The 19145-nt window shown below is 72.1% G+C and carries 19 protein-coding genes; 9 read left to right on the forward strand and 10 right to left on the reverse strand.

The genetic code is table 11. The annotated features are described in order from the left end of the window. On the reverse strand, positions 1 to 2247 hold the full coding sequence (locus tag AB0J42_RS21875; protein ID WP_364297123.1) for a hypothetical protein: 2247 nt from the start codon (positions 2245 to 2247) through the stop codon (positions 1 to 3). Positions 2248 to 3536: 1289 nt separating this feature from the next. Beyond that, positions 3537 to 4610 carry a type II CAAX endopeptidase family protein gene (locus AB0J42_RS21880; RefSeq protein WP_364297125.1) on the reverse strand — a complete coding sequence of 358 codons (1074 nt, stop codon included), beginning with the start codon at positions 4608 to 4610 and terminating at the stop codon, positions 3537 to 3539. A gap of 99 nt (positions 4611 to 4709) precedes the next feature. On the opposite strand from AB0J42_RS21880, the gene AB0J42_RS21885 reads away from it, so the two are divergent. Next, positions 4710 to 5435, forward strand: a complete 726-nt coding sequence (locus AB0J42_RS21885) for a hypothetical protein (protein WP_364297127.1) — start codon at positions 4710 to 4712, stop codon at positions 5433 to 5435. After that, on the forward strand, positions 5435 to 5980 hold the full coding sequence (locus AB0J42_RS21890; protein WP_364297129.1) for a DUF6529 family protein: 546 nt from the start codon (positions 5435 to 5437) through the stop codon (positions 5978 to 5980). Before AB0J42_RS21885 ends, AB0J42_RS21890 begins: the two co-directional genes overlap by 1 nt. Here the strand turns inward: AB0J42_RS21890 and AB0J42_RS21895 are convergent. Further along, positions 5977 to 6918, reverse strand: coding sequence for a CoA ester lyase (locus tag AB0J42_RS21895; RefSeq protein ID WP_364297131.1), 942 nt, complete (start codon positions 6916 to 6918; stop codon positions 5977 to 5979). The two genes, AB0J42_RS21890 and AB0J42_RS21895, sit on opposite strands and share 4 nt — an antisense overlap. A gap of 42 nt (positions 6919 to 6960) precedes the next feature. Here AB0J42_RS21895 and AB0J42_RS21900 point away from each other — a divergent pair, with 42 nt between their 5' ends. Continuing rightward, entirely contained in the window at positions 6961 to 7353 is a 393-nt protein-coding gene (locus tag AB0J42_RS21900; RefSeq protein WP_364297133.1) for a hypothetical protein, read from the forward strand. On the opposite strand, the gene AB0J42_RS21905 is transcribed toward AB0J42_RS21900, so the two are convergent. Then, a complete protein-coding gene (locus AB0J42_RS21905) occupies positions 7290 to 8252 on the reverse strand; it encodes an EamA family transporter (protein WP_364297135.1) in 963 nt (320 codons plus the stop codon). The two genes, AB0J42_RS21900 and AB0J42_RS21905, sit on opposite strands and share 64 nt — an antisense overlap. Positions 8253 to 8348: 96 nt before the next feature. Between AB0J42_RS21905 and AB0J42_RS21910 the strand changes: the two genes are divergently transcribed. The 3 genes from AB0J42_RS21910 to AB0J42_RS21920 all read left to right on the forward strand — a co-directional run bounded on the left by AB0J42_RS21910 (position 8349) and on the right by AB0J42_RS21920 (position 11347). Next, entirely contained in the window at positions 8349 to 9548 is a 1200-nt protein-coding gene (locus tag AB0J42_RS21910) for a CBS domain-containing protein (protein WP_364297137.1), read from the forward strand. A 1-nt stretch (position 9549) separates the two neighbouring features. Then, positions 9550 to 10017, forward strand: coding sequence for a DUF1003 domain-containing protein (locus tag AB0J42_RS21915; RefSeq protein ID WP_364297139.1), 468 nt, complete (start codon positions 9550 to 9552; stop codon positions 10015 to 10017). A gap of 190 nt (positions 10018 to 10207) precedes the next feature. Further along, the gene (locus AB0J42_RS21920) at positions 10208 to 11347 is read left to right on the forward strand and encodes an Mrp/NBP35 family ATP-binding protein (RefSeq protein WP_364297141.1); all 1140 of its coding nucleotides are present in this window, start codon (positions 10208 to 10210) and stop codon (positions 11345 to 11347) included. 15 nt (positions 11348 to 11362) lie between these two features. Here AB0J42_RS21920 and AB0J42_RS21925 read toward each other — a convergent pair whose 3' ends face one another. The 4 genes from AB0J42_RS21925 to sigE form a co-directional block, all read right to left on the reverse strand. Beyond that, the gene (locus AB0J42_RS21925; RefSeq protein WP_364297143.1) at positions 11363 to 11713 is read right to left on the reverse strand and encodes a sec-independent translocase; all 351 of its coding nucleotides are present in this window, start codon (positions 11711 to 11713) and stop codon (positions 11363 to 11365) included. Between the two features lie 131 nt (positions 11714 to 11844). Next, positions 11845 to 13521: a trypsin-like peptidase domain-containing protein gene (locus tag AB0J42_RS21930; RefSeq protein ID WP_364297145.1), complete on the reverse strand. Its 1677-nt coding sequence runs from the start codon at positions 13519 to 13521 to the stop codon at positions 11845 to 11847. Between the two features lie 168 nt (positions 13522 to 13689). Then, positions 13690 to 14214, reverse strand: a complete 525-nt coding sequence (locus AB0J42_RS21935) for a zf-HC2 domain-containing protein (protein WP_364297147.1) — start codon at positions 14212 to 14214, stop codon at positions 13690 to 13692. A gap of 1 nt (position 14215) precedes the next feature. Beyond that, positions 14216 to 14872 (reverse strand): RNA polymerase sigma factor SigE, encoded by a 657-nt coding sequence (gene sigE, locus AB0J42_RS21940; protein WP_364297149.1) that lies wholly within the window; start codon positions 14870 to 14872, stop codon positions 14216 to 14218. 161 nt (positions 14873 to 15033) lie between these two features. Here sigE and AB0J42_RS21945 point away from each other — a divergent pair, with 161 nt between their 5' ends. Continuing rightward, positions 15034 to 15672, forward strand: a complete 639-nt coding sequence (locus tag AB0J42_RS21945; protein ID WP_364297151.1) for an O-methyltransferase — start codon at positions 15034 to 15036, stop codon at positions 15670 to 15672. A 75-nt stretch (positions 15673 to 15747) separates the two neighbouring features. Here the strand turns inward: AB0J42_RS21945 and AB0J42_RS21950 are convergent, their stop codons facing one another. Both AB0J42_RS21950 and AB0J42_RS21955 read right to left on the reverse strand, forming a co-directional pair. After that, positions 15748 to 17157, reverse strand: a complete 1410-nt coding sequence (locus AB0J42_RS21950) for a leucyl aminopeptidase (RefSeq protein WP_364297153.1) — start codon at positions 17155 to 17157, stop codon at positions 15748 to 15750. 77 nt (positions 17158 to 17234) lie between these two features. Continuing rightward, on the reverse strand, positions 17235 to 17402 hold the full coding sequence (locus AB0J42_RS21955) for a DUF3117 domain-containing protein (RefSeq protein ID WP_364297155.1): 168 nt from the start codon (positions 17400 to 17402) through the stop codon (positions 17235 to 17237). Between the two features lie 191 nt (positions 17403 to 17593). Here AB0J42_RS21955 and AB0J42_RS21960 point away from each other — a divergent pair, with 191 nt between their 5' ends. Then, on the forward strand, positions 17594 to 18370 hold the full coding sequence (locus tag AB0J42_RS21960; RefSeq protein ID WP_364297157.1) for a PaaX family transcriptional regulator C-terminal domain-containing protein: 777 nt from the start codon (positions 17594 to 17596) through the stop codon (positions 18368 to 18370). Further along, complete coding sequence (locus tag AB0J42_RS21965) at positions 18367 to 19143, forward strand: enoyl-CoA hydratase-related protein (protein WP_364297159.1); 777 nt, start codon at positions 18367 to 18369, stop codon at positions 19141 to 19143. The genes AB0J42_RS21960 and AB0J42_RS21965 overlap by 4 nt, the downstream gene beginning before the upstream one ends. The last annotated feature ends 2 nt before the right edge of the window (positions 19144 to 19145 follow it).

Genomic DNA, 19145 nt, shown 5'->3' on the forward strand with positions numbered 1-19145 from the left:
TCAGCGGCCCGCGGTGAGGGTGGAGGTCCAGAGGATGAGGTGGTCGTCGCGGTAGGTCGTGGAGCGGCCCAGGGCCACCACCTCCTCGCCCGAGACCGTCACCGCCGCGAGCCACTGCGCGCCCGGCCCGGCGAGGCGGTCCTGTTTCAGGTCCAGGCGGCTCCAGGACAGGCCGTCGTGGGAGGTCCAGGCGGCGCTGTCGCCCTCTCCCTGGTCGCCGTGCCAGCCGACCGCGACGAGGCCCTGCCTGGCCGCCGCCAGGTCGTGCACGCCCGCCGCCCGTTCGGCGGGCAGCCACGACGTCTCCCAGGTCACGCCGTCGTCCTCGGAGACCGCCGAGAAGGCCCGGGACGCGCCGGAGTCGTCCTGTGCGGTCCCGATGACGACGAGCTTGTCCTGGTACGTCACCACCCGGCGCAGCCCCGCCGAGGACGCGTCCGGCGGTGACAGCCGCTCCCGGGCCGTCCAGTTCAGCCCGTCCGGCGACACCCAGACGACGCCGCTCTCGTTCGAGCCCGCGCCCGCGCCGCCGACCGCCACGTACCCGTCCGGGGTGGCGGCCACGTCGTGCAGCCGCACGCCCGAGCCGCCCTGCGGCAGCCGCTCCGAGCGGGTGTACGCGCGCAGGTCCGGGGTGAACCAGACCGCCGCCGCCGTGCCCGCCGGGCCCCGGTCCTCGCCCGCCAGCAGGTACCCGCCGGGGCCCGCCGCGACCGCCCGCACGTCCAGGTACGGGTGATCGCCCGGCCGGGCCAGGTCGCCGGAGATCGGCACCTTCTTCCAGGTGCGCCCGTCGCCGGAGCTGACCAGCAGCGGCTCGGTCACCTGGAGACCGGCCTGGGTGCCGCCCACGGCCAGCCAGCCGCGGCGGCCGAACGCCACGTCGTTCAGCTGCTGCCGTCGCGGGCCGCCGAGGCCGATGGACGTCCAGTCCTTCCAGTCCTGGGTGGTCCAGATCCCGGCCTCGCCCCCGGCCGAGCCGACGGCCACGTACCGGCCGTCGTGGGCGGCCAGCCCGCTGGTCTCACGCGCCATCCTGGTCAGGCCCTCGACCTTGTCGAGCCGTACGAAAGAAGGTTCGCCGCGGCGGGGCACCGTCATCAGCACCGGCTCGTTCTCCACGTCGGAGACCGCGCGGTCGCCGCCCGCGTACAGGGTGCCGGAGCCGGCGATCCCGAAGCCGCGCAGCGTCGCCCCCCGCAGGTCGCCGATGCCCGCCCATTCGCGCCACGAACGCCCGTCCGCGCTGGTCAGCACCGCGTACGAGCCGATCCCGGCCTGGCTGACCGCCGCCACGCCGTCCTCGTACGAGACGAGCAGTTCCACGCCGGGGCTGGCCGCGGGCAGGCCGTCGATCGTGCCGCACTGCGACCACTCGGCGCCGGTCGGCGAGCAGTAGACGCGCACGTCGCCCGTGATCGCCCGCTGCCGGGTCGCCGCCAGCACGAACCGCTTCGACGCCACCGCCAGCGAACCCGGCTTGGGCATCGCGCCCGGGAGGTGGAAGCCGGTCGCCTGCCAGGTGCGGCCGCCGTCGGCCGACCTGATGACCCGCGAGCCCTCGCCCTGGGCGGGCCTGGCCATCGCCACCACCGTGTCGCCCCTGGTCGCCACCGCCCGGATCTCGCCCGCCGCCAGGCCGCGGGTGTCGGCCCGCTCCCAGGACCGGCCGTCCGGGGAGTGCCAGGCGGCCGGGCCGGTGCCGCCGTCGCGCAGCGTCGCCGCGCCCACCGCGACGAAACCGGAGCCGGTCCGGGCGATGTCATGGATCTGGTCGCCGTCCCGGAACGCCTCGCCGCCGCCGGTCGCCTGCCAGTTCAGGCCGTCCGTGCTGGTCCACAGGGCCCGCTCGCGCATCCCGTCGCCGCCCGCGGCCAGCCAGCGGCCGTCGCCGCCGGTCACCCTGCGCACGATGGGCGGGCTGGCGCCGGTGACGCGGCCGAGCTGCCACGTCTCGCCGTCGGCGGAGTAGAGGAACAGGGGTCTCGGCGTCGGGCTGGTCGTGTCGCTGCCGACCGCCACCACGGCGCGGCCTACCGCGGCCAGGTCGTTGAGCTTCTGGTCGGTGCCCTGGGCGGCGGCCGGAACCGTGAACAGGCCGTCGCCGGAACGGCCCGTGCCCGTGGCCAGGCTGAGCCGGGACTCGTCGGCGGCGCGCCACTGCCACACCACCACCCCTGCCGTCACCAGCAGCGCTATCGCCACCGCCACGGCCATCGGCGCCACCCTGCCGCGTCCTCCCCGCACCGGGGTCACCCGCCGCAACGCCGCCGGCGCGGGGCCTCTCACATGCCTGCCGCTGCCTGCGGGCCGGGCGGGGCCTGAGGCGACGAGCCGATCGGGACGCGTCGGCCGCCCTCCCGGCGGCCTGCCCACCCGCCGCACCGGCTCCTCCGCCGCACCTTCATCGGCCTCCAGCGGCGTCTCCCGCTCGTCGCCGGGCTCTCCATGCGAGGGTTCCCCAGCGCGCTCTCCAAGCGGGGGTTCCCCTGCGCCCTCTCCAGGCAGGGGTCCGCCTGCGTCCTCTCCAGACGGGAGTTTCCCTGCGCCTTGTCCAGGCAGGGGTTCCCCTGCGCCCTCGTCTCGGAAAACCTCGCCCCGCCTCGGGGTGGAGGTCTCGGATGAGCCACCCGGTTGTGGCGGCCGATGCGCGATCCCGTACGGAGCCGTACGAGGGTCTCTGCGCCCCCGGACACCCTCCGAAGCGCCCTCACCCGTCGCGCCACGAACATCGTCCTGAGCCCGGGAGCCCACCACGCCTCCGGCAGAGCCCACCTCGCCCTCGTCGTGATCATCACCCCGAGCCGGAGAGCCCGCCTCGCCTCCGGCAGGACTCAACACATCGCCCTGAGCACCCTCCCGGCCCCCGGAGCCCACCTCGCCTCCGGCAGGGCTCAGCACATCGCCGGGAACACCCCGGGAGCCCGCCTCGTCGGTGGCCGGTGTCGGAGCCTTCCCCGCCCCCTCGCCGGGCGGGGAAGGGGCTCCTGACACGGGGGGTGGGACGGGGCGTGGAGGGCCGCTGGCGACGAGTTTGTCGGGGCGGTCGACGGTGCGGCGGCGTCTGGGTTCGGTGGTCGGGGAGCTGTAGGGGCGGCGGCCTCGGCGTGGTTCCTCGGGTTCCTCCTCGGGGGTGGGGGCGGCGAAGGGGGGCATTCCCCAGGGGGAGGTCAGCGGTAAGCCGCGGGCTCTGTCGTCGGTGGGGCCTGGGGGGTGGTGCCGGATGCGGGGTTCTGTCGCGCCGGGGTCCGGGGCTCCTGGGGTAGGAGGGGCGGGGGCTGCGGCGTCACCGGGTCGGGGTTCGTCCGGCGGCTGCTGGTCACTGGTGCCGGAGGCCACGCGCCGTACCTCCTAGTCGTACGGGGTCGAGCGGGACGGGCCGGAAGCGGTCGGCTCATCGGTCAGGACTCCTACCCACGGGTCTGAGGCGATCACTCCTCATACGTACGTCCGAAGCGCTACACCATCCAGACCAGCACGCCGCGGCCGGAATGGCGAGACCTCTCTAGTGAGATTCCTGGCACCCCAAGGGCGATTTATCCGGAAGTAGTGCTGATTGACCGCTTTCTGGCGAGGTAAAGCACCAGCAGGACGAACAGCCCGAGCTGCACAGCCGTCCCCACCAGCGACTGCCACGGGATCGGCACCGACGCCTGATCCAGGGCCTCGTCCAGCCGCCCCGCCGCCGCGCTGATCCCGAACGCCACCATGTTGTTCATCACGTGCAGCGCGATGGGCGCCTCCAGCCCGCCGGTCCGCACCGCCAGGAACCCCATCGCCACGCCGAAGACGAACACGTCGAGCAGCCCCGCCCACGAGTACCCGTGGAGCGACGCGAAGAGCACCGAGCCGAGCAGAATCCCCCACCACGGGTTCCGCAGGTGAGCCCCGAACGCCTGCAGCAGCCACCCGCGGAACATGTACTCCTCGGCCGCCGCCTGGAAGGGCACCAGCAGCAGTATCACGACGAGCGCCGGCAGGAACCGCTCCCACCCGATCCACCCGAGGAAGTCGTCGGTCTGCTCCCCCGTCACGACCAGCAGGACCACTTGGGCGATCTGGGCCAGCACCAGCGACAGCAGGCCCAGGCCCGCGCACATCAGCAGCCACGACCAGCGCAGCCGCCCGGCCACGGACGACAGCGTCCCCGGCCGCCGCCTCTGCACCGCCGCGACCGTGCCGAACACCACCGGCAGCACGGCCACGATCGACAGCAGCAGCAGGCTCATCCCGAAGACGGGGTCGCCGGAGATCTGCTCGGGCCGCGTGGGCGGCGGCACGCGCAGGAGCATCCCGACGAAGGTCCCGGCCACCACCACGACCGCGCCGACGACGAAGAACCCGGCGGCGATGACCAGGGTGCCCACGATCTGCCGCCACACCTGGTTGACCGGGGTCCTGGCGAGCTGGTCGTAGCGGGCGTCCTGCGGCACGGGCACGTACCAGGACGGCGCGGGCGGCGGCGGGTACGGGTAGTACGCGGGCGGCCCCGGCTGCGGACCGTACGGGCCAGGCGGGCCTTGCGGGCCCTGCGGGCCGTACGGGCCCTGCGGACCGTGCGGGCCAGGCGGGCCGTACGGGCCGGGCGAGGGCTCCGGATTATCCTGCATCTCCATATTCTGTCCATCCGATGCGCATTAGTTCACAGACGGCCCGGCCTTTTCGGCGGATGCTCAGGAGCGTACGCAGGTCGACTCTGGGAGCAAGCCATGTCAAGGCTGGGACCGATCATCACCCTGGCGGCGGGCGCGGTGCTCGCGGCGGGGCTGGGTGTCGCCAGCATCGTCGCAGCTCCGGCGGCGGAACAGACCGCCGCCACCGCCGACGAGGCTACGCAGGCGACGCGAACACCGGAAATCGGCGAGGAGACGGCGGCCGCGGAGCCCTCGCCCAGCGAGACCCCGACCTTCGAGGATCCGGCCCCCGTCGTGCCGGAGAAGGCGGACTACGCGGGCCGGGTGCAGGGCAACGGCGGCCTGATCGCGATCTCCATCCGTGACGGCAAGGCCGTCGGCTACTTCTGCGACGGCAGGACCGAGGTCTGGTTCAAGGGGAACGCGGCCGGCGAGCGGCTGACGCTGAAGAGCGCCGGGAAGGCCCCGGTCAAGGACACGGTCAAGGCCACGCTGGGCGTCGGCGAGACGGACGGCCAGGTCTCGGTCGGCGGCAAGAAGTGGACCTTCGTGGCCGGCACGGTGAAGAAGCCGTCGGGCCTGTACCGGGCGAGCGCCGTGGTCAGGGGCGCCGAGATCCGCGCGGGCTGGATCGTGGTGCGGAACCCGCAGGGCGGCTACACGCAGGTCGGCGCCGCCTCCCAGGACGGCGAGCCGGTGGACGTCCCGCGGCTCGACGGCGACGACCCCACCGGCCCCGTCTCGGTGAACGGCGCCACCGTCACCCCCGAGGACGTCGACGGCTTCATCGAGGAGATGTGATGACCGCCATCCACCGTCAGCCCACGCGCGCTTCCGTCTCCCTGCTGGTGCCGCTGCTGGCGGGCGGCGTCGTCATGGTCGTGCTCGGCGTGTACGGGCGCGCGCACACCCCGACCGGGTTCGCCGTCGGCGTCGCGGGCTTCTCGGCCGCGCTGCCGATGAAGGTCTGGCTGACCACGGGCGCGGCGGCGCTGGGCGTGGTGCAGGTCGTCTCGGCCCTGTCGATGTGGGGCAGGCTCGGCGTGACCATCCCGGACGGGGTGCACCGGTGGTCGGGACGGCTGGCGTTCCTGCTCACCGTCCCGGTCGCCTTCCACTGCCTGTACGCGCTCGGCCTGCAGTACGACGTGCCTCGGGTGATGGTCCACTCGCTGCTCGGCTGCTTCTTCTACGGGGTGTTCACCACGAAGATGCTGGCCCTGCGGAAGGAGAACGCCCCCGGCTGGACGCTGCCGGTGATCGGCGGGCTGGTGTTCACCGCGCTCGTGGGGCTCTGGCTGACCTCGTCGTTCTGGTTCTTCACGGCCGTCGGGGTGAGGGTCTAACTCTCCGGGCTGAAGCTCGTGGTGCGCTTCAGCCCGGCGGCCCGGCCCTTGGCGGCCACGACGAGCGCCATCTTCCGGGACGCCTCGTCGATCATCTCGTCGCCGAGCATGGCCGCGCCGCGCTTCTCGACCGTCGTGTAGTACTCGTACGCCTCCAGGATGAGCTCGGCGCGGTCGTAGTCCTCCTGCGACGGCGCGAACACCTCGTTGGCGGCGTCGACCTGCAGCGGGTGGAGCACCCACTTGCCGTCGTAGCCGAGCGCGGCCGAGCGGCGGGCGACCCTGCGGAACCCGTCGACGTCCTTGATCTGGAGGTAGGGGCCGTCGATGACCTGGAGGTCGTGGGTGCGGGCGGCCATGAGCAGGCGCATGAGGATGTAGTGGTAGGCGTCGCCTTCCTCGTAGCCGGGCGGCTGCTCGCCCACGACGAGGGTGCGCATGTTGATCGAGGCCATGAAGTCGGCCGGGCCGAAGATCAGCGTCTCCAGCCGCGGGGAGGATCCGGCGATGGCGTCGGCGTTGACCAGGCCGCGGGCGTTCTCGATCTGCGCCTCGATGCCGATGCGGCCGGGTTCGTAGCCCATCGCCTTCTCGATCTGGCTGAGCAGGGTGTCGAGCCAGATGACCTCGGTCGGGTCCTGCACCTTGGGCAGGATGAGGCAGTCGAGCCGGTCGCCGGCGCCCTCGACGACCTCGATGACGTCCTTGTACGCCCACTGCGTCGCCAGGTCGTTGACCCGGACCGCGACGGTCTTGCCCTCCCAGCCGCCCTCGCGGAGCGCGGCCACCACGTTGCGCCGCGCCTCCTCCTTGGCGAGCGGCGCGACCGCGTCCTCCAGGTCCAGGAACGCCTCGTCGACGGGCAGGCCGCGGGCCTTCTCCAGGAACCTGGGGTTGCTGCCGGGCACGGCCAGGACGGATCTACGTGAACGCAACATGAGGCACACCGTAACGCCACCCCGCCGCGTTACATTCATGAGGTGACCGACAACACCCTGGTAATCCAGGAGGGCGCCAAGAAGTCCGGCATCCTCTGGCTCGACCTGGACCGGCCGCGGCTCGCCTGGCACGCGTGGCACGACGGCGCGATCTACGTGGTGACCGGCGGCGAGGAGCAGGAGCTGCCGGGTCTCGCCGGGCGCGACACCGTACGGGTGACGCTGCGCAGCAAGGACAACGGGGCGCGGCTGGTGGAGTTCGAGGCCGCCGTCTCGGTGGTCGATCAGGCGGCCGAGCCCGAGGTGGTGGCGGTGCTGGCCAAGGAGCGGCTCAACGCCCGCGACAGCGAGACCCTGCCGGCCCGCTGGGCTCAGGATTCGACGGTGGTGCGGCTCAGGCCCGCGGGCGCGGGTTCGGGCGGCGCCGCCGCCTGACGGCCGAGTGTGGCGGTCTGCGCGAGGAGCGCGCCGGACAGCACGATGACCCCGCCGAGGATCTGGTACGGGCCGAGCGCCTGGCCGAGCAGCAGCCAGGCGACGACCGCGCCGGCGATGACCTCCAGCGAGGCGACGGTGGCGCCCACGGCTGCCGAGAGCCTGCGCACCGCGTTCACGCCGAGGATGTAGGCGGCGACGGTGGCGACGACCACCATGCACAGGAACGCGCCCAGCACCGGCAGCGTGGCGCCGCCCTCGGGGGTGACGGTCAGGGTGAAGGCGGCCCAGTCGATGTTCCACGGCTGGGAGATCGGGGCGAGCACGACCGCGGCGCCGGTCATGCCCCAGGCGATCAGGCCGAGCGGGTCGACGTCGTCCCCGAAGCTATCGCTCATCAGGAAATATCCGGCGCAGCACGCGCCCGCCAGCAGCCCCAGCATCAGCCCGATCGTGTCCAGCCGGATGCCCTCCCAGGCCTCGACCACGATGGCCAGCCCGGCGACCGCCGCCACCGCGCCGATGTAGGCCGCCCTGGCCAGCCTGATCTTGCGTACGATACGTACATAAGCCACCACCATCACCGGCGCCATGAACTCCAGCAGCAGGGCGATCCCCACCGGCAGCCGGGTGATGGCCGCGAAGTACAGCGACTGCACGCCCGCGACCGCGACGACGGCGTACACCGCGAAGAACGGCAGCCGTGATCGGGCGATGCGCAGCGCGGCGGGCTTCACCACGGCCAGCACGCCGAGCAGCAGCAGCCCGGCGCCCGCCATCCGCACCCAGACGGCCTCCAGCGGCGCGACGCCGGCCTCGTTGAGGTACTTGGCCATGGGCCCGGAGAAGGCGAAGCAGAGCGAGGACGCGAACGCCATCGCGAGTCCCGCGTACCGCACGCGAACCCCCGTCGAAGTAATTACCGTTATGCCGGTTGGATACTGACACGTGCGGGGTCCGCGGCGCAACGTCTTGGCGCTGTTAGCCTGATTGACGTGCAGATCTTCGTCGCCCGTCTGGCCGGCACGCCGGTCTTCGACCCGGCGGGAGACCAGATCGGCCGCATCAGGGACGTGGTGGTCGGGCTGCGCGGCGCCCGCCCGCCGCGCGTGCACGGCATGGTGGTCGAGGTCCGCCCGCGCCGCCGCGTGTTCCTGCCCATCACCCGCGTACGGGGCATCGAGGCGGGCGCGGTGATCTTCACGGGCAAGCTCAACGTCCGCCGGTTCGAGCAGCGGCCCACCGAGACGCTGGTGATCGCCGAGATGTTCGACCTGACCGTGACGGTCGACGGCGAGGAGATGACCGTCTACGACGTGGCCATCGCCGAGACCAAGCCCGCCGAGTGGCAGGTCACCCAGGTCGCGGTCTACCGGGGCAGGCGGCGGCGTGACACCCGGGTGGTCGAGTGGGGCGAGGTGTCCGGGTTCGACATCCTCCAGGAGGACCAGGGCGCCGCCGGGCTGATCGCCTCGTTCGAGTCGCTGCGCGCCGCCGACCTGGCCAACGCCATGCACGCGCTCTCCCGTAAGCGCCGCGACGAGGTCGCGCACGCGCTCGACGACAACCGGCTGGCCGACGTGCTGGAGGAGCTCCCGGCCGGAGACCAGGTCGGCATTCTCGGCACGCTGGCGCCGGAGCGGGCCGCCGACGTGCTGGAGGCGATGGGCCCGGACGACGCCGCCGACCTGCTCCACGACCTGCCCCCGGATCAGGCGGCCGCGCTGCTCGCGCTGATGGAGCCCGAGGAGGCCGCGCCGGTGCGGCGGCTGCTCACCTATCCGCAGGACACCGCCGGCGGCCTGATGACCTCCGACCCCGTCATCCTGCCGCCGAGCAGCACGGTCGCCGAGGCGCTCGCGCACATCAGGCAGCAGGAGCTGACCCCCTCGGTGGCGGCCCAGGTGTTCGTCACCCGGCCGCCCAACGAGACCCCGACCGGCCGCTACCTCGGCATGGCGCACTTCCAGCGGCTGCTCCGCGACCCGCCGTCCACGCTGCTGGGCGCCGTGATCGACCCGTCGGTCGACGCGATCAGCCCGGATCTGCCGCTCCCCGAGGTCGCCGCCTACCTGGCCGTCTACAACCTCGTCGCGGTGCCGGTCGTCGACGAGCACCAGCGGCTCGTCGGCGCGGTGACCGTCGACGACGTCCTCGACCACATGCTCCCTGAAGACTGGCGCGAGAGGCTCTGACGTGACCACCGACCGCCTTGACCAGCCCCGCGAACTGCGCCGCACGCTGCGCCCGCACTACGATCCCGAGGCCTTCGGGCAGATGTCGGAGCGCATCGCCCGCTTCCTCGGCACCGCCCGGTTCCTGGTCTACATGACCGTGTTCGTGACGGTCTGGGTGAGCTGGAACGTCGCGGCCCCGGACTGGCTGCGGTTCGACCCGTACCCGTTCATCTTCCTCACGCTCATGCTGTCGCTGCAGGCCTCCTACGCGGCGCCGCTGATCCTGCTCGCGCAGAACCGGCAGGACGACCGCGACCGCGTCCAGTACGAGCAGGACCGGCAGGCGGCCGAGCGCAACCGCGCCGACGTCGAGTACCTGACGCGCGAGATCGCGGGGCTGCGGATGGCGCTCGGCGAGGTGACGACCCGCGACTACCTGCGCTCGGAACTGCAGCGGCTGGGCGAGGAGCTCAGGGAGGCGCGCTGACGTCCCCCTCGCGGCCCGGAGCGGGGCACGCAGTAACCTTGGAACGCTGCCCGGGAACCGGCGGATTAACGGGCCGGGTTCCCGGGTTCATACCATGGAGGGGCATCCTCAGCAGGCGTTTCCGCGCCTGTCACCCACATACCGGCAAAGGAGGGACGGCACCCCCTCACCCGGGCGTGCCGAGACTTCGATGGCACCAACCCAGGAACAGGTAACGGCCGCCCTCGCCACCGTCATCGACCCCGAGATCCGGCGCCCCATCACCGACCTCGGCATGGTCAAGGGCGTCGACATCGCCGCGGACGGCACGGTGCGGGTCGGCGTCTATCTCACAGTGGCCGGCTGCCCGATGAAGGACACCATCCGTCGGGACGTCGTCAACGCCGTCGCCAAGGTCGACGGCGTCCGCTCGGTCGAGCTGGAGCTCGACGTGATGAGCCAGGAGCAACGCAAGGAGCTGCAGACCAAGCTCCGCGGCGACCGGGGCCCGGAGAAGGAGATCCCGTTCAACAAGCCCGGCTCGCTGACCCGCGTCTTCGCGGTGGCCAGCGGCAAGGGCGGCGTCGGCAAGTCCTCGGTGACGGTCAACCTCGCCGCCGCCATGTCGGCGAGCGGGATGAAGGTCGGCATCGTCGACGCCGACATCTACGGCCACAGCGTCCCCCGCATGCTGGGCGCCGCCGAACGGCCCACCAAGGTCGAAGACATGATCATGCCGCCGGTGGCCCACGACATCAAGGTCATCTCCGTCGGCATGTTCAAGCCCGAGGGCAACACCCCCGTGGTGTGGCGCGGGCCGATGCTCGACCGGGCGCTCCACCAGTTCCTCTCCGACGTCTACTGGGGCGACCTGGACGTCCTCCTGCTCGACCTGCCGCCCGGCACCGGCGACATCGCCATCTCCGTGGCCCAGCGGCTGCCGGGCGCCGAGATCCTGGTCGTCACCACCCCGCAGATGGCCGCCGCCGAGGTGGCCGAGCGGGCCGGCTCCATCGCGGCGCAGACCCACCAGCAGATCGCCGGCGTCATCGAGAACATGTCCTGGCTGCCCTGCCCCCACTGCGACGAGCGCGTCACCGTCTTCGGCGAGGGCGGCGGCCAGACCGTGGCCGACGCGCTGACCCGCATCCTCGGCGCGCGGGTGCCGCTGCTCGGCCAGGTCCCGATCGACCTGCGGCTGCGCGAGGGCGGCGACGAGGGCAAGCCGCTCGTCCTCACCGACCCCGACTCCCCCGCCGCGGCCGAGCTCAGCTCGATCGCGGAGAAGCTGAGCAAGCGCTCGGCCAGCCTCAAGGGCATGCAGCTCGGGCTCACCCCCAACCGGGGCTGACCTTCAGGGCGTGGGTCAGGTCGCCTCGTCGTCGAACGGGGGGATCTCGCCCACGCCCAGCTCGCCGCCCGCCGGGACGGCGACAGGCTCCGGCTCGGCGGCCGGCTGCGCCTTCCAGTCGTCCTCGTCGTCCTCCAGCAGGTGCTTGCGGACGAAGTTGCGCGGGTTGAGGTCGGCGGGATCGAAGTTGGAGAACTCGGGGCCGAGCCCGGCCCGGAGGTCCTCACGCGCGTTGTTGGCCATGCGACGCAGGCTGCGCAGAGTCTTCCCGGCCTGGGCGGCCGCCTGAGGCAGCTTATCCGGGCCGAAGACCAGCAGCGCGATAATGATCAGCGCACCGACTTCCAGCCAGCCAAGTCCGAACACCGTCAGCTCCAAGCAGTCAACCGCCCCGGGGACAACCCCGGCTATCCCACAGACTACGGGCTCCACCGGGTAACCCGGTCGCGGGATCTCCGACAAGATCCCCGCTGATCTCTACGGGCGGGCCACGGGGATCAGGACGGCGTCGGCGTCGGGGCGTCGGCGCTCACGGTGAGCGTGGCCGTGTGCTCCTCGTTGTCCCTCTCGTACTTGATGCTGATCTTCGCGCCCGGGGCCTTGCTGCGGATCAGGGCGATGAGCTCGTTGCCGTCCTGCAGGCGCAGGCCGTCGACCTCCAGGATGATGTCGCCGGGCTTGAGCCCGGCCTTCTCCGCGGGCCCGCCCTCGTCGATCGGCGGGCGGCCGCCCTGGCGCTCGGTGGTGATGCGGACGCCCTCACCGCGATACTGGGTGTCGAGCACGATGCCGATCTTGGGACGCTTGGCCTTGCCGGTGGTGATCAGCTCTTCGGCGACGCGGCGCGTCTGGTTGACCGGGATGGCGAAGCCCAGGCCGATGCTGCCGCTCTGACTGGTGAGCGACCGGCTGAGGGTGGCGATCGCCGAGTTCACGCCGACGACCTCGCCGCGGCCGTTGACCAGCGGGCCGCCCGAGTTGCCGGGGTTGATCGCGGCGTCGGTCTGGATGGCGCTGATGTAGGCGGGCTCCTCGTTGCTCTGCCCGCTCTCGTCGCCGGCGATGACGGGACGGTTGAGCGAGCTGACGATGCCGGTGGTGACCGTGCCGGTCAGGCCCAGCGGCGAGCCGATCGCGATCACCGGGTCGCCCACCACCACCTGGTCGGAGTTGCCGAGCGTCGCCTCGGGCGTGCCGAACGTCTCCTCCGGCTTGAGCACCGCCAGGTCGGAGCCGGGGTCGCGGCCGACGATGCGGGCCGTCGTGGTCTTGCGGTTGTTGAAGATGACCCGGATCTGACCGCCCTTGGCGGCCACGGCGACCACGTGGTTGTTCGTCACCACGTACCCGTTCTTGATCAGGAACCCGGAGCCGGAGGCGCCCTCGGTGTTCCGGCCGTTGCCGACCTCCAGCGAGACCACGCTGGGCAGCACCCGGGCCGCCACGCCGGCGACGGATTCGGGGGCGCGGTCGATGTTGCCGGTGGGCACGGGGCCGAGGCTGTACGAGGGGTCGGTGCCGCTGTCCTGCCGGGTGAGCAGGTAGGTGCCGACGCTGCCGAGGCCGGAGGCGACCAGGGCGATGACCAGGGCGACGACGAGCAGCATCGACGTGCTGGGGCCCCGCCTGGGCGGCTTCGCGGCGCCGGGCGGCGGCGCCCAGTGCGGGCCCATCGGCAGGGCGCTGGGCGGCGGGGGCGGGATGCTCCCGCCGTACGGGCCCTCGCCGCTGGGGTTGGTGAAGGAGCCTGCGCGGTGCTCGCCGCCGAAGAACGGCCACTCGCTCGTCGAGTACGAGCCGGAACCCTGCGGGCCTTCCTGGTCGCCGAAACGCGGCTCACCGCCCGGGCTGTGGAAGTCGGGGCCCGCACCGTAACGCGGGCTCTCACCGCCGGGGCTGTGGAAGTCCGGGCCTTCACCGCTGGGGTCGTGGAACTCTCCTCCGCCGGAGCGGGGACTGTCGGCGTGGCCGAAGGCGGGGGGCGGGGCGGGGTGGTCGTAGGCGCGGGTGTCGCCCTGGCGGGAGGGGGCGTCGTGGAAGCCGGGGTCGGTGTCGTCCCATCCGGGTGAGAGCGGCCGCCCGGAGGGCTGGTCGCCGGCGGGCAGGAAGTCCGGCCGCCCCGGTGGCTCAGGGTTTCCCGACGTGCGTCCTTCGCGGCGCGTCTCGTCGGTCATCTACTCTCACCACTCCTTGCTCAGGACACCGCAATCGTGACCTGATGACCATACGGGTGCTGTAAAGCAGTCTTCGGCCCGAATCTCCTGACAAATCCCGATCTCAGATCGTATGCCCCCCAGGCCGACGACTACGCCAACCCCGAGTATCGCAGCAGGGACGGCTCTTTAAGGAGCGGCGGTGGAAGGCGCGCCCGTAGGCGTCGGATGGACCCGCTTCACAAGTTCGACCGGCGGGGCCGGATTCTCCTGACCGGTGCCGGAGACGGCGAAGAACGTGCCGAGCGCCACGGCCGCCGACACCACGCCGACGGCCACGTACGTGCCGCGCCTACTTCCACGGCCAGGGCCCGCGAAGGCGCCACCGGTGGCGTTCCTTCGGGGCCGGTTGTCCAAAGGGGCGATGCTGTGCGGCCCGGGTATGGGCACCCCTCCGAACGTACGCGTAGGGAAAGGCCGCTCCCTGGGCGGCAGGGGTCCGCCGGGTTCGGCCATGTGCAGCAGCGACATGGTGAGGTCGGCGGGCAGGGAAGGCGTGTCCAGGGCGCGCAGGCGGGACTTCAGCGCCCGTACGGACTCCACCTCCCGCCTGCAGTCGCCGCAGAACGTGAGGTGGGCCAGGGCCCGTTCCCGCTCCGCGTGGCCGAGTTCGCCGTCGACGAACGCGGAAGCGCGTTCTCCAAGGTGAGCCATATCAGACTTCCTCCCCACGGGTAACGGTCGGGGGGAGTTGGGAACTACGGGGTGCTCGATGGTCGAGTGCCTCGCGCAACTGTGCCCGGCCACGGTGAATCCGGCTTCTGACCGTTCCCAGCTTGACGCCGAGCGTGGCCGCGATCTCCTCGTACGAGAGCCCCTCGATGTCGCAGAGCACGATCGCGGCCCGGAAGTCGGGGGCGAGCGCGTCGAGGGCGGCCTGGATGTCCGGCTCCAGGTGTGCGTCGTGCAGGGCCTGGGCGGGCGACGGCTCGCGGCCGCGCAGCCGCTCGGCCGCGTCGTCGGCGAGGCCCTCGAACCTGATGCGCTGCTTGCGCCGCGCCATGTCGAGGAAGAGGTTGGTGGTGATGCGGTGCAGCCAGCCCTCGAACGTGCCGGGCGTGTAGCTGGACAGAGACCGGAAGACCCGGACGAAGACCTCCTGGGTCAGGTCTTCAGCGTCGTGGATGTTGCCGGTGAGGCGGTAGGCAAGCCGATATACCCGTGCGGAGTGGGTCTGCACCACTTCCTCCCACGTAGGGGGAGTCCACTCGGGTTCAGGCGCCATGCCGGACATATCGGACATTGGAGTATCGGCCTGGTGGTCACTTTCGTCCACCAGAACTCCTCTCTCTGGGACCACCGCTACCGCCATAGTGCCTGGTTTTGTCCCTTCATGCGCACTGGCTGCCGTCCAGACCGGCAAAGCCCGTTTAAACCTGCAACGCCTCAGGGCCCTCCTGAGTTCCCGTCCCGGCGTGACTCCCCTAGGCTGCGATCGGTGACCAATCGCACGAAAGTGGGGGGAGGAGGCCGATGACCAGTCCGTTGGAGGCCACTCTGGCCTATGCGGAGCAGTTCCATCACGAAGATGAGATTCTGCACGCGGCGCGGCAGCGCGGGCTGGAGATGGGCGCCGTGCCCGTCCTTCCTGGTGTCGGGGCTGCGCTCTGCTTTCTCGCCACCGCCATCAACGCCAAGTCGGTCGTCGAGGTCGGCACCGGATGCGGCGTCTCGGGGCTCTGGCTGCTGCGCGGCATGCGCCCCGACGGCACGCTCACGAGCGTCGACGTCGAACCCGAGCACCAGCGGCTGGCCCGCCAGACGTTCGCGGAGGCGGGCTTCTCGGGCGGCAGGGTCCGGCTGATCGCCGGCCGGGCGCTCGACGTGCTGCCGCGGCTCTCCGACGGCGGCTACGACCTCGTCTTCGCCGACGCGGCCAAGCAGGAGTACGCCGACTACTTCGCCGAGGCGCTGCGCCTGCTCCGGGTCGGCGGCATCGTGGCCTTCGACAACGTGCTCTGGCACAACCGGGTGGCCGACCCGGCGCAGCGCGACCCCGACACGGTGGCGCTGCGCGAGCTGGGCAAGCTCGTGCAGGCCGACGACCGGCTGCGCTCGCTGCTCATCCCGCTCGGCGACGGCCTGCTCGCCGCCGTCAAGGTGTCGGACTGACACGCTGGAGCCGGCCCGGCACTCCACCGGGCCGACGCGCCAGAACTCGGCCGGTCACCCCATGGGGCTGACGCGCTAGAGCCCGGCCAGCCACTCCAGCAGCACGCGCACGCCGAACCCGGTGGCGCCCTTCGTCAGCAGCCCCTCGTCGACCGTGCTCCGGCCGACGCCGGCGATGTCGAGGTGCGCCCAGGGCCGGTCACCGGCGAACTCGCGCAGGAACAGCGCCGCCGTGATCGACCCCGCGCCGAAGCGGGACCCGATCTCGACGTTGGCCAGATCGGCCACCGGGGACTTCAGCGCGTCGGCGTACTCGTCGAGCAGCGGCATCCGCCAGAGCCGGTCGCCGCTCGCCTCACCGGCCGCCAGCAGCCGCTTGGCCAGCTCGTCGTCGGAGGCGTAGAGGCCGCCGACGTGACGGCCGAGCGCCACGGTCATGGCGCCGGTGAGGGTGGCGATGTCGACGACCACGTCGGGGTCGAGCTGGGCGTCGGCGTAGGCGAGCGCGTCGGCCAGCACCAGCCGCCCCTCGGCGTCGGTGTTGAGCACCTCGACCGTGCGTCCCCCGTACGGCCTGATCACGTCGCTGGGACGCTGGGCCGTGCCGGACGGCATGTTCTCGGCGGCGGCCACCAGGCCGGTCACCCGGACCGGGAGACCGAGCCGGGCCAGCGCGCCCATCACGGCGATCACCACGGCGCCGCCGGCCATGTCGGTCTTCTGCGTCTTCATGTTCTCGGTGGGCTTCAGCGAGAGCCCGCCGGTGTCGAACGTGATGCCCTTGCCCACCAGCACCACATGGCGGGCGGCGGGCTCGTCGGGGGTGTAGGAGAGCTGGATGAGGCGCGGCGGCCGGACCGAGCCGCGGCCGACGGCCAGCAGGCCGCCGAACCCCTCGGCCTGGAGCTGCTCCTCGTCCCAGACGCGGACCGGGACGCCCTGCTCGGCGGCCCGTTCGGCCAGCCAGTCCGGGCTCTTGACCGACGACGGCGTGTTGGCCAGGTCGCGCGCGAGCGCGACGGCCCGCGCCACCTGCTCGCCCCTGCGGACCTGCTCCTCGTCGGCGCCGACGAAGGTGAGCGCGCCCACCGGCCGCTTCCCGGGCGAGCCGATCTTGTAGGAGTAGGCGGCCAGCAGCGCCGCCTCCGTGAATACCGACATGTCGCCCTCGGGGGTGACCACGGCCAGCGACTCCCTGCCGCGGACGCGGCGGGTCAGCGTGGCCGCGGCCTTGCGCAGGCTGCGCGGCGAGGCGTCGCCCACGCCGTACAGCAGCACGCGGCCCACGTCGCCGCCCCTGACCACGGGGACCTCGACGACCTCACCCGCCTTCCCTTCGGCCTCGTAGTGCGCCAGCAGCCCGGCGACCGGCACGGGCAGGTCGACGTCGAGCGCCGGCGCGAGCCCGGAGTCGTAGGGGAAGGCCAGCAACGTGGCGTCGCCGGGGACCTGGGCGGCCACCGAGGCAACAGTCTCGATCGGCACTGTCACTCCTCATACGTGGGCGGCCCTGGCACGCGGGAGCACGCCAGGGCCGAAGGTGAAGATCGTCGGGGAGGGTCTCAGCCGATGACGTTCTGCAACGCCTCGCCGAGCGCTTTCGCCTCGTCCGGGGAGATCTCCACGACGAGCCGTCCGCCACCTTCCAGGGGCACGCGCATGACAATGCCTCGCCCTTCCTTGGTGACCTCGAGCGGACCATCGCCGGTCCGCGGCTTCATCGCCGCCATGCGTGCATCCCTTCCTGCCTTGGGCTCCCGCGGCCCGCGATTTCCGACCTCTCCGACCACCCGTAACGCGGTGGTCGGCGTATTCACGTCTTCTGTGATGTCCTATTCTCCCGCATCGAGAGCCCTCATGGGTAACGATCTCCTCCCAGAATGCGTTGTCGAGCGGGTCGAAGCGCTCCAAACTGGACTTCGTGCACGCACGATCCGCCCTGTTCGACCTGTACGGAGACCACCTGCGATCACGTGGCGGGCAGGCGTCCGTGGCCGCTCTCGTACGACTCATGAAGCCCCTGGAAATCGCTGCTCCAGCGGTGCGTACGGCCGTTTCCCGGATGGTCCGGCAGGGCTGGCTGCGGCCGGTCCGGCTGCCCCGCGGACCCGGTTACGGGCTCACTCCGAAGTGCGTCAGAAGACTGGACCAGGCGGCGTTGAGAATTTACCGAGCCGGGACCTTGAGCTGGGACGGCCGCTGGCATTTGATCGTGTTCCCGCCCGTCAGGGAACGTCCGCGCCGCGAACGCGTCAGGGCCACGCTGACCTTCCTCGGCTACGCGGCGCTGTCCGACAGCACCTGGATCGGCCCGCGCTCCTCCACCGAACTGGACAACCTGCTGGAGAGCGAGGGAATCCGGGCCGATAGGTTCGACGCGGAGCTGGAGGGCGACCCGCGCGAGCTGGTCGCCCGGGCATGGGATCTGGAAGCGATCGGCGAGGCGTACGCGCGGTGGCACGCCGAGGCTGACACGCTGATCAGCGCCCTGCCCGCCCACGCCCCGCCGGACCAGGTCTTCGCGACAAGGAGCAAGCTCGTGCACGGATGGCGGAACTTCCTGTTCCGTGACCCTGGCCTGCCGCCCGAGCTGCTGCCCACCGGCTGGCCTGGAGAGAAGGCCAGGGCGTTCTTCGAGCAGGAGGCGGCCCGGCTGCTGCCCGTAGCCGCCGCGTTCGTCGACAGGGAGTTGCATTGATCCGCTATGACGTGGCCGACGCCGTCGCCACCATCACGCTCGACCGGCCCGACGCGATGAACTCGCTCACGGCAGAGCTGAAGACCGCCCTGCTGGAGGCGCTGCGGAAGGCGGCGGCCGATTCAGGCGTGCGCGCCGTCCTGCTGACCGGCTCCGGCCGGGCCTTCTGCGCGGGGCAGGACCTGCGCGAGCACGCCGCCAACCTGGAGGCCGGGCGCGGCCTGGCCGACACGGTGCGCGAGCACTACAACCCGATCGTCCAGCTCATCACCACCATGGACAAGCCGGTCGTGGCCGCCGTCAACGGGGTCGCCGCCGGCGCGGGCGCCGCCCTCGCCTTCGCCTGCGACCTGCGGGTCGCCTCCGAGAAGACCCGGTTCGCGCTGGCCTTCTCCGGCATCGGGCTGGCCCCCGACTCGGGCGCGTCGTGGACGCTGCAGCGCCTCGTCGGGCTGGGCCGGGCGACCGAGCTGCTGCTGCTGGGCGAGCCCGTCAGCGCTGAGCGCGCGCTGGAGCTGGGCCTGGTCACCCGGGTGGTGCCCGCCGCCGACGTGGTCGAGAGCGCGCGTGAGCTGGCCGTACGGCTCGCGCAGGGGCCGACCAAGGCCTACGCCGCCACCAAGCGGGCGCTGGCCTACGCCGCCGCGCATCCGCTGGCCGAGTCGCTGGCGCTGGAGGCCGACCTGCAGGACGCGTGCGCGGCCACCGACGACCACGTGCGGGCCACCGCGTCGTTCCTCGCCAAGGAGCAGCCGGTCTTCCACGGCCGCTGACT

Source organism: Nonomuraea sp. NPDC049649 (assembly GCF_040675175.1).
GTDB lineage: Bacteria > Actinomycetota > Actinomycetes > Streptosporangiales > Streptosporangiaceae > Nonomuraea.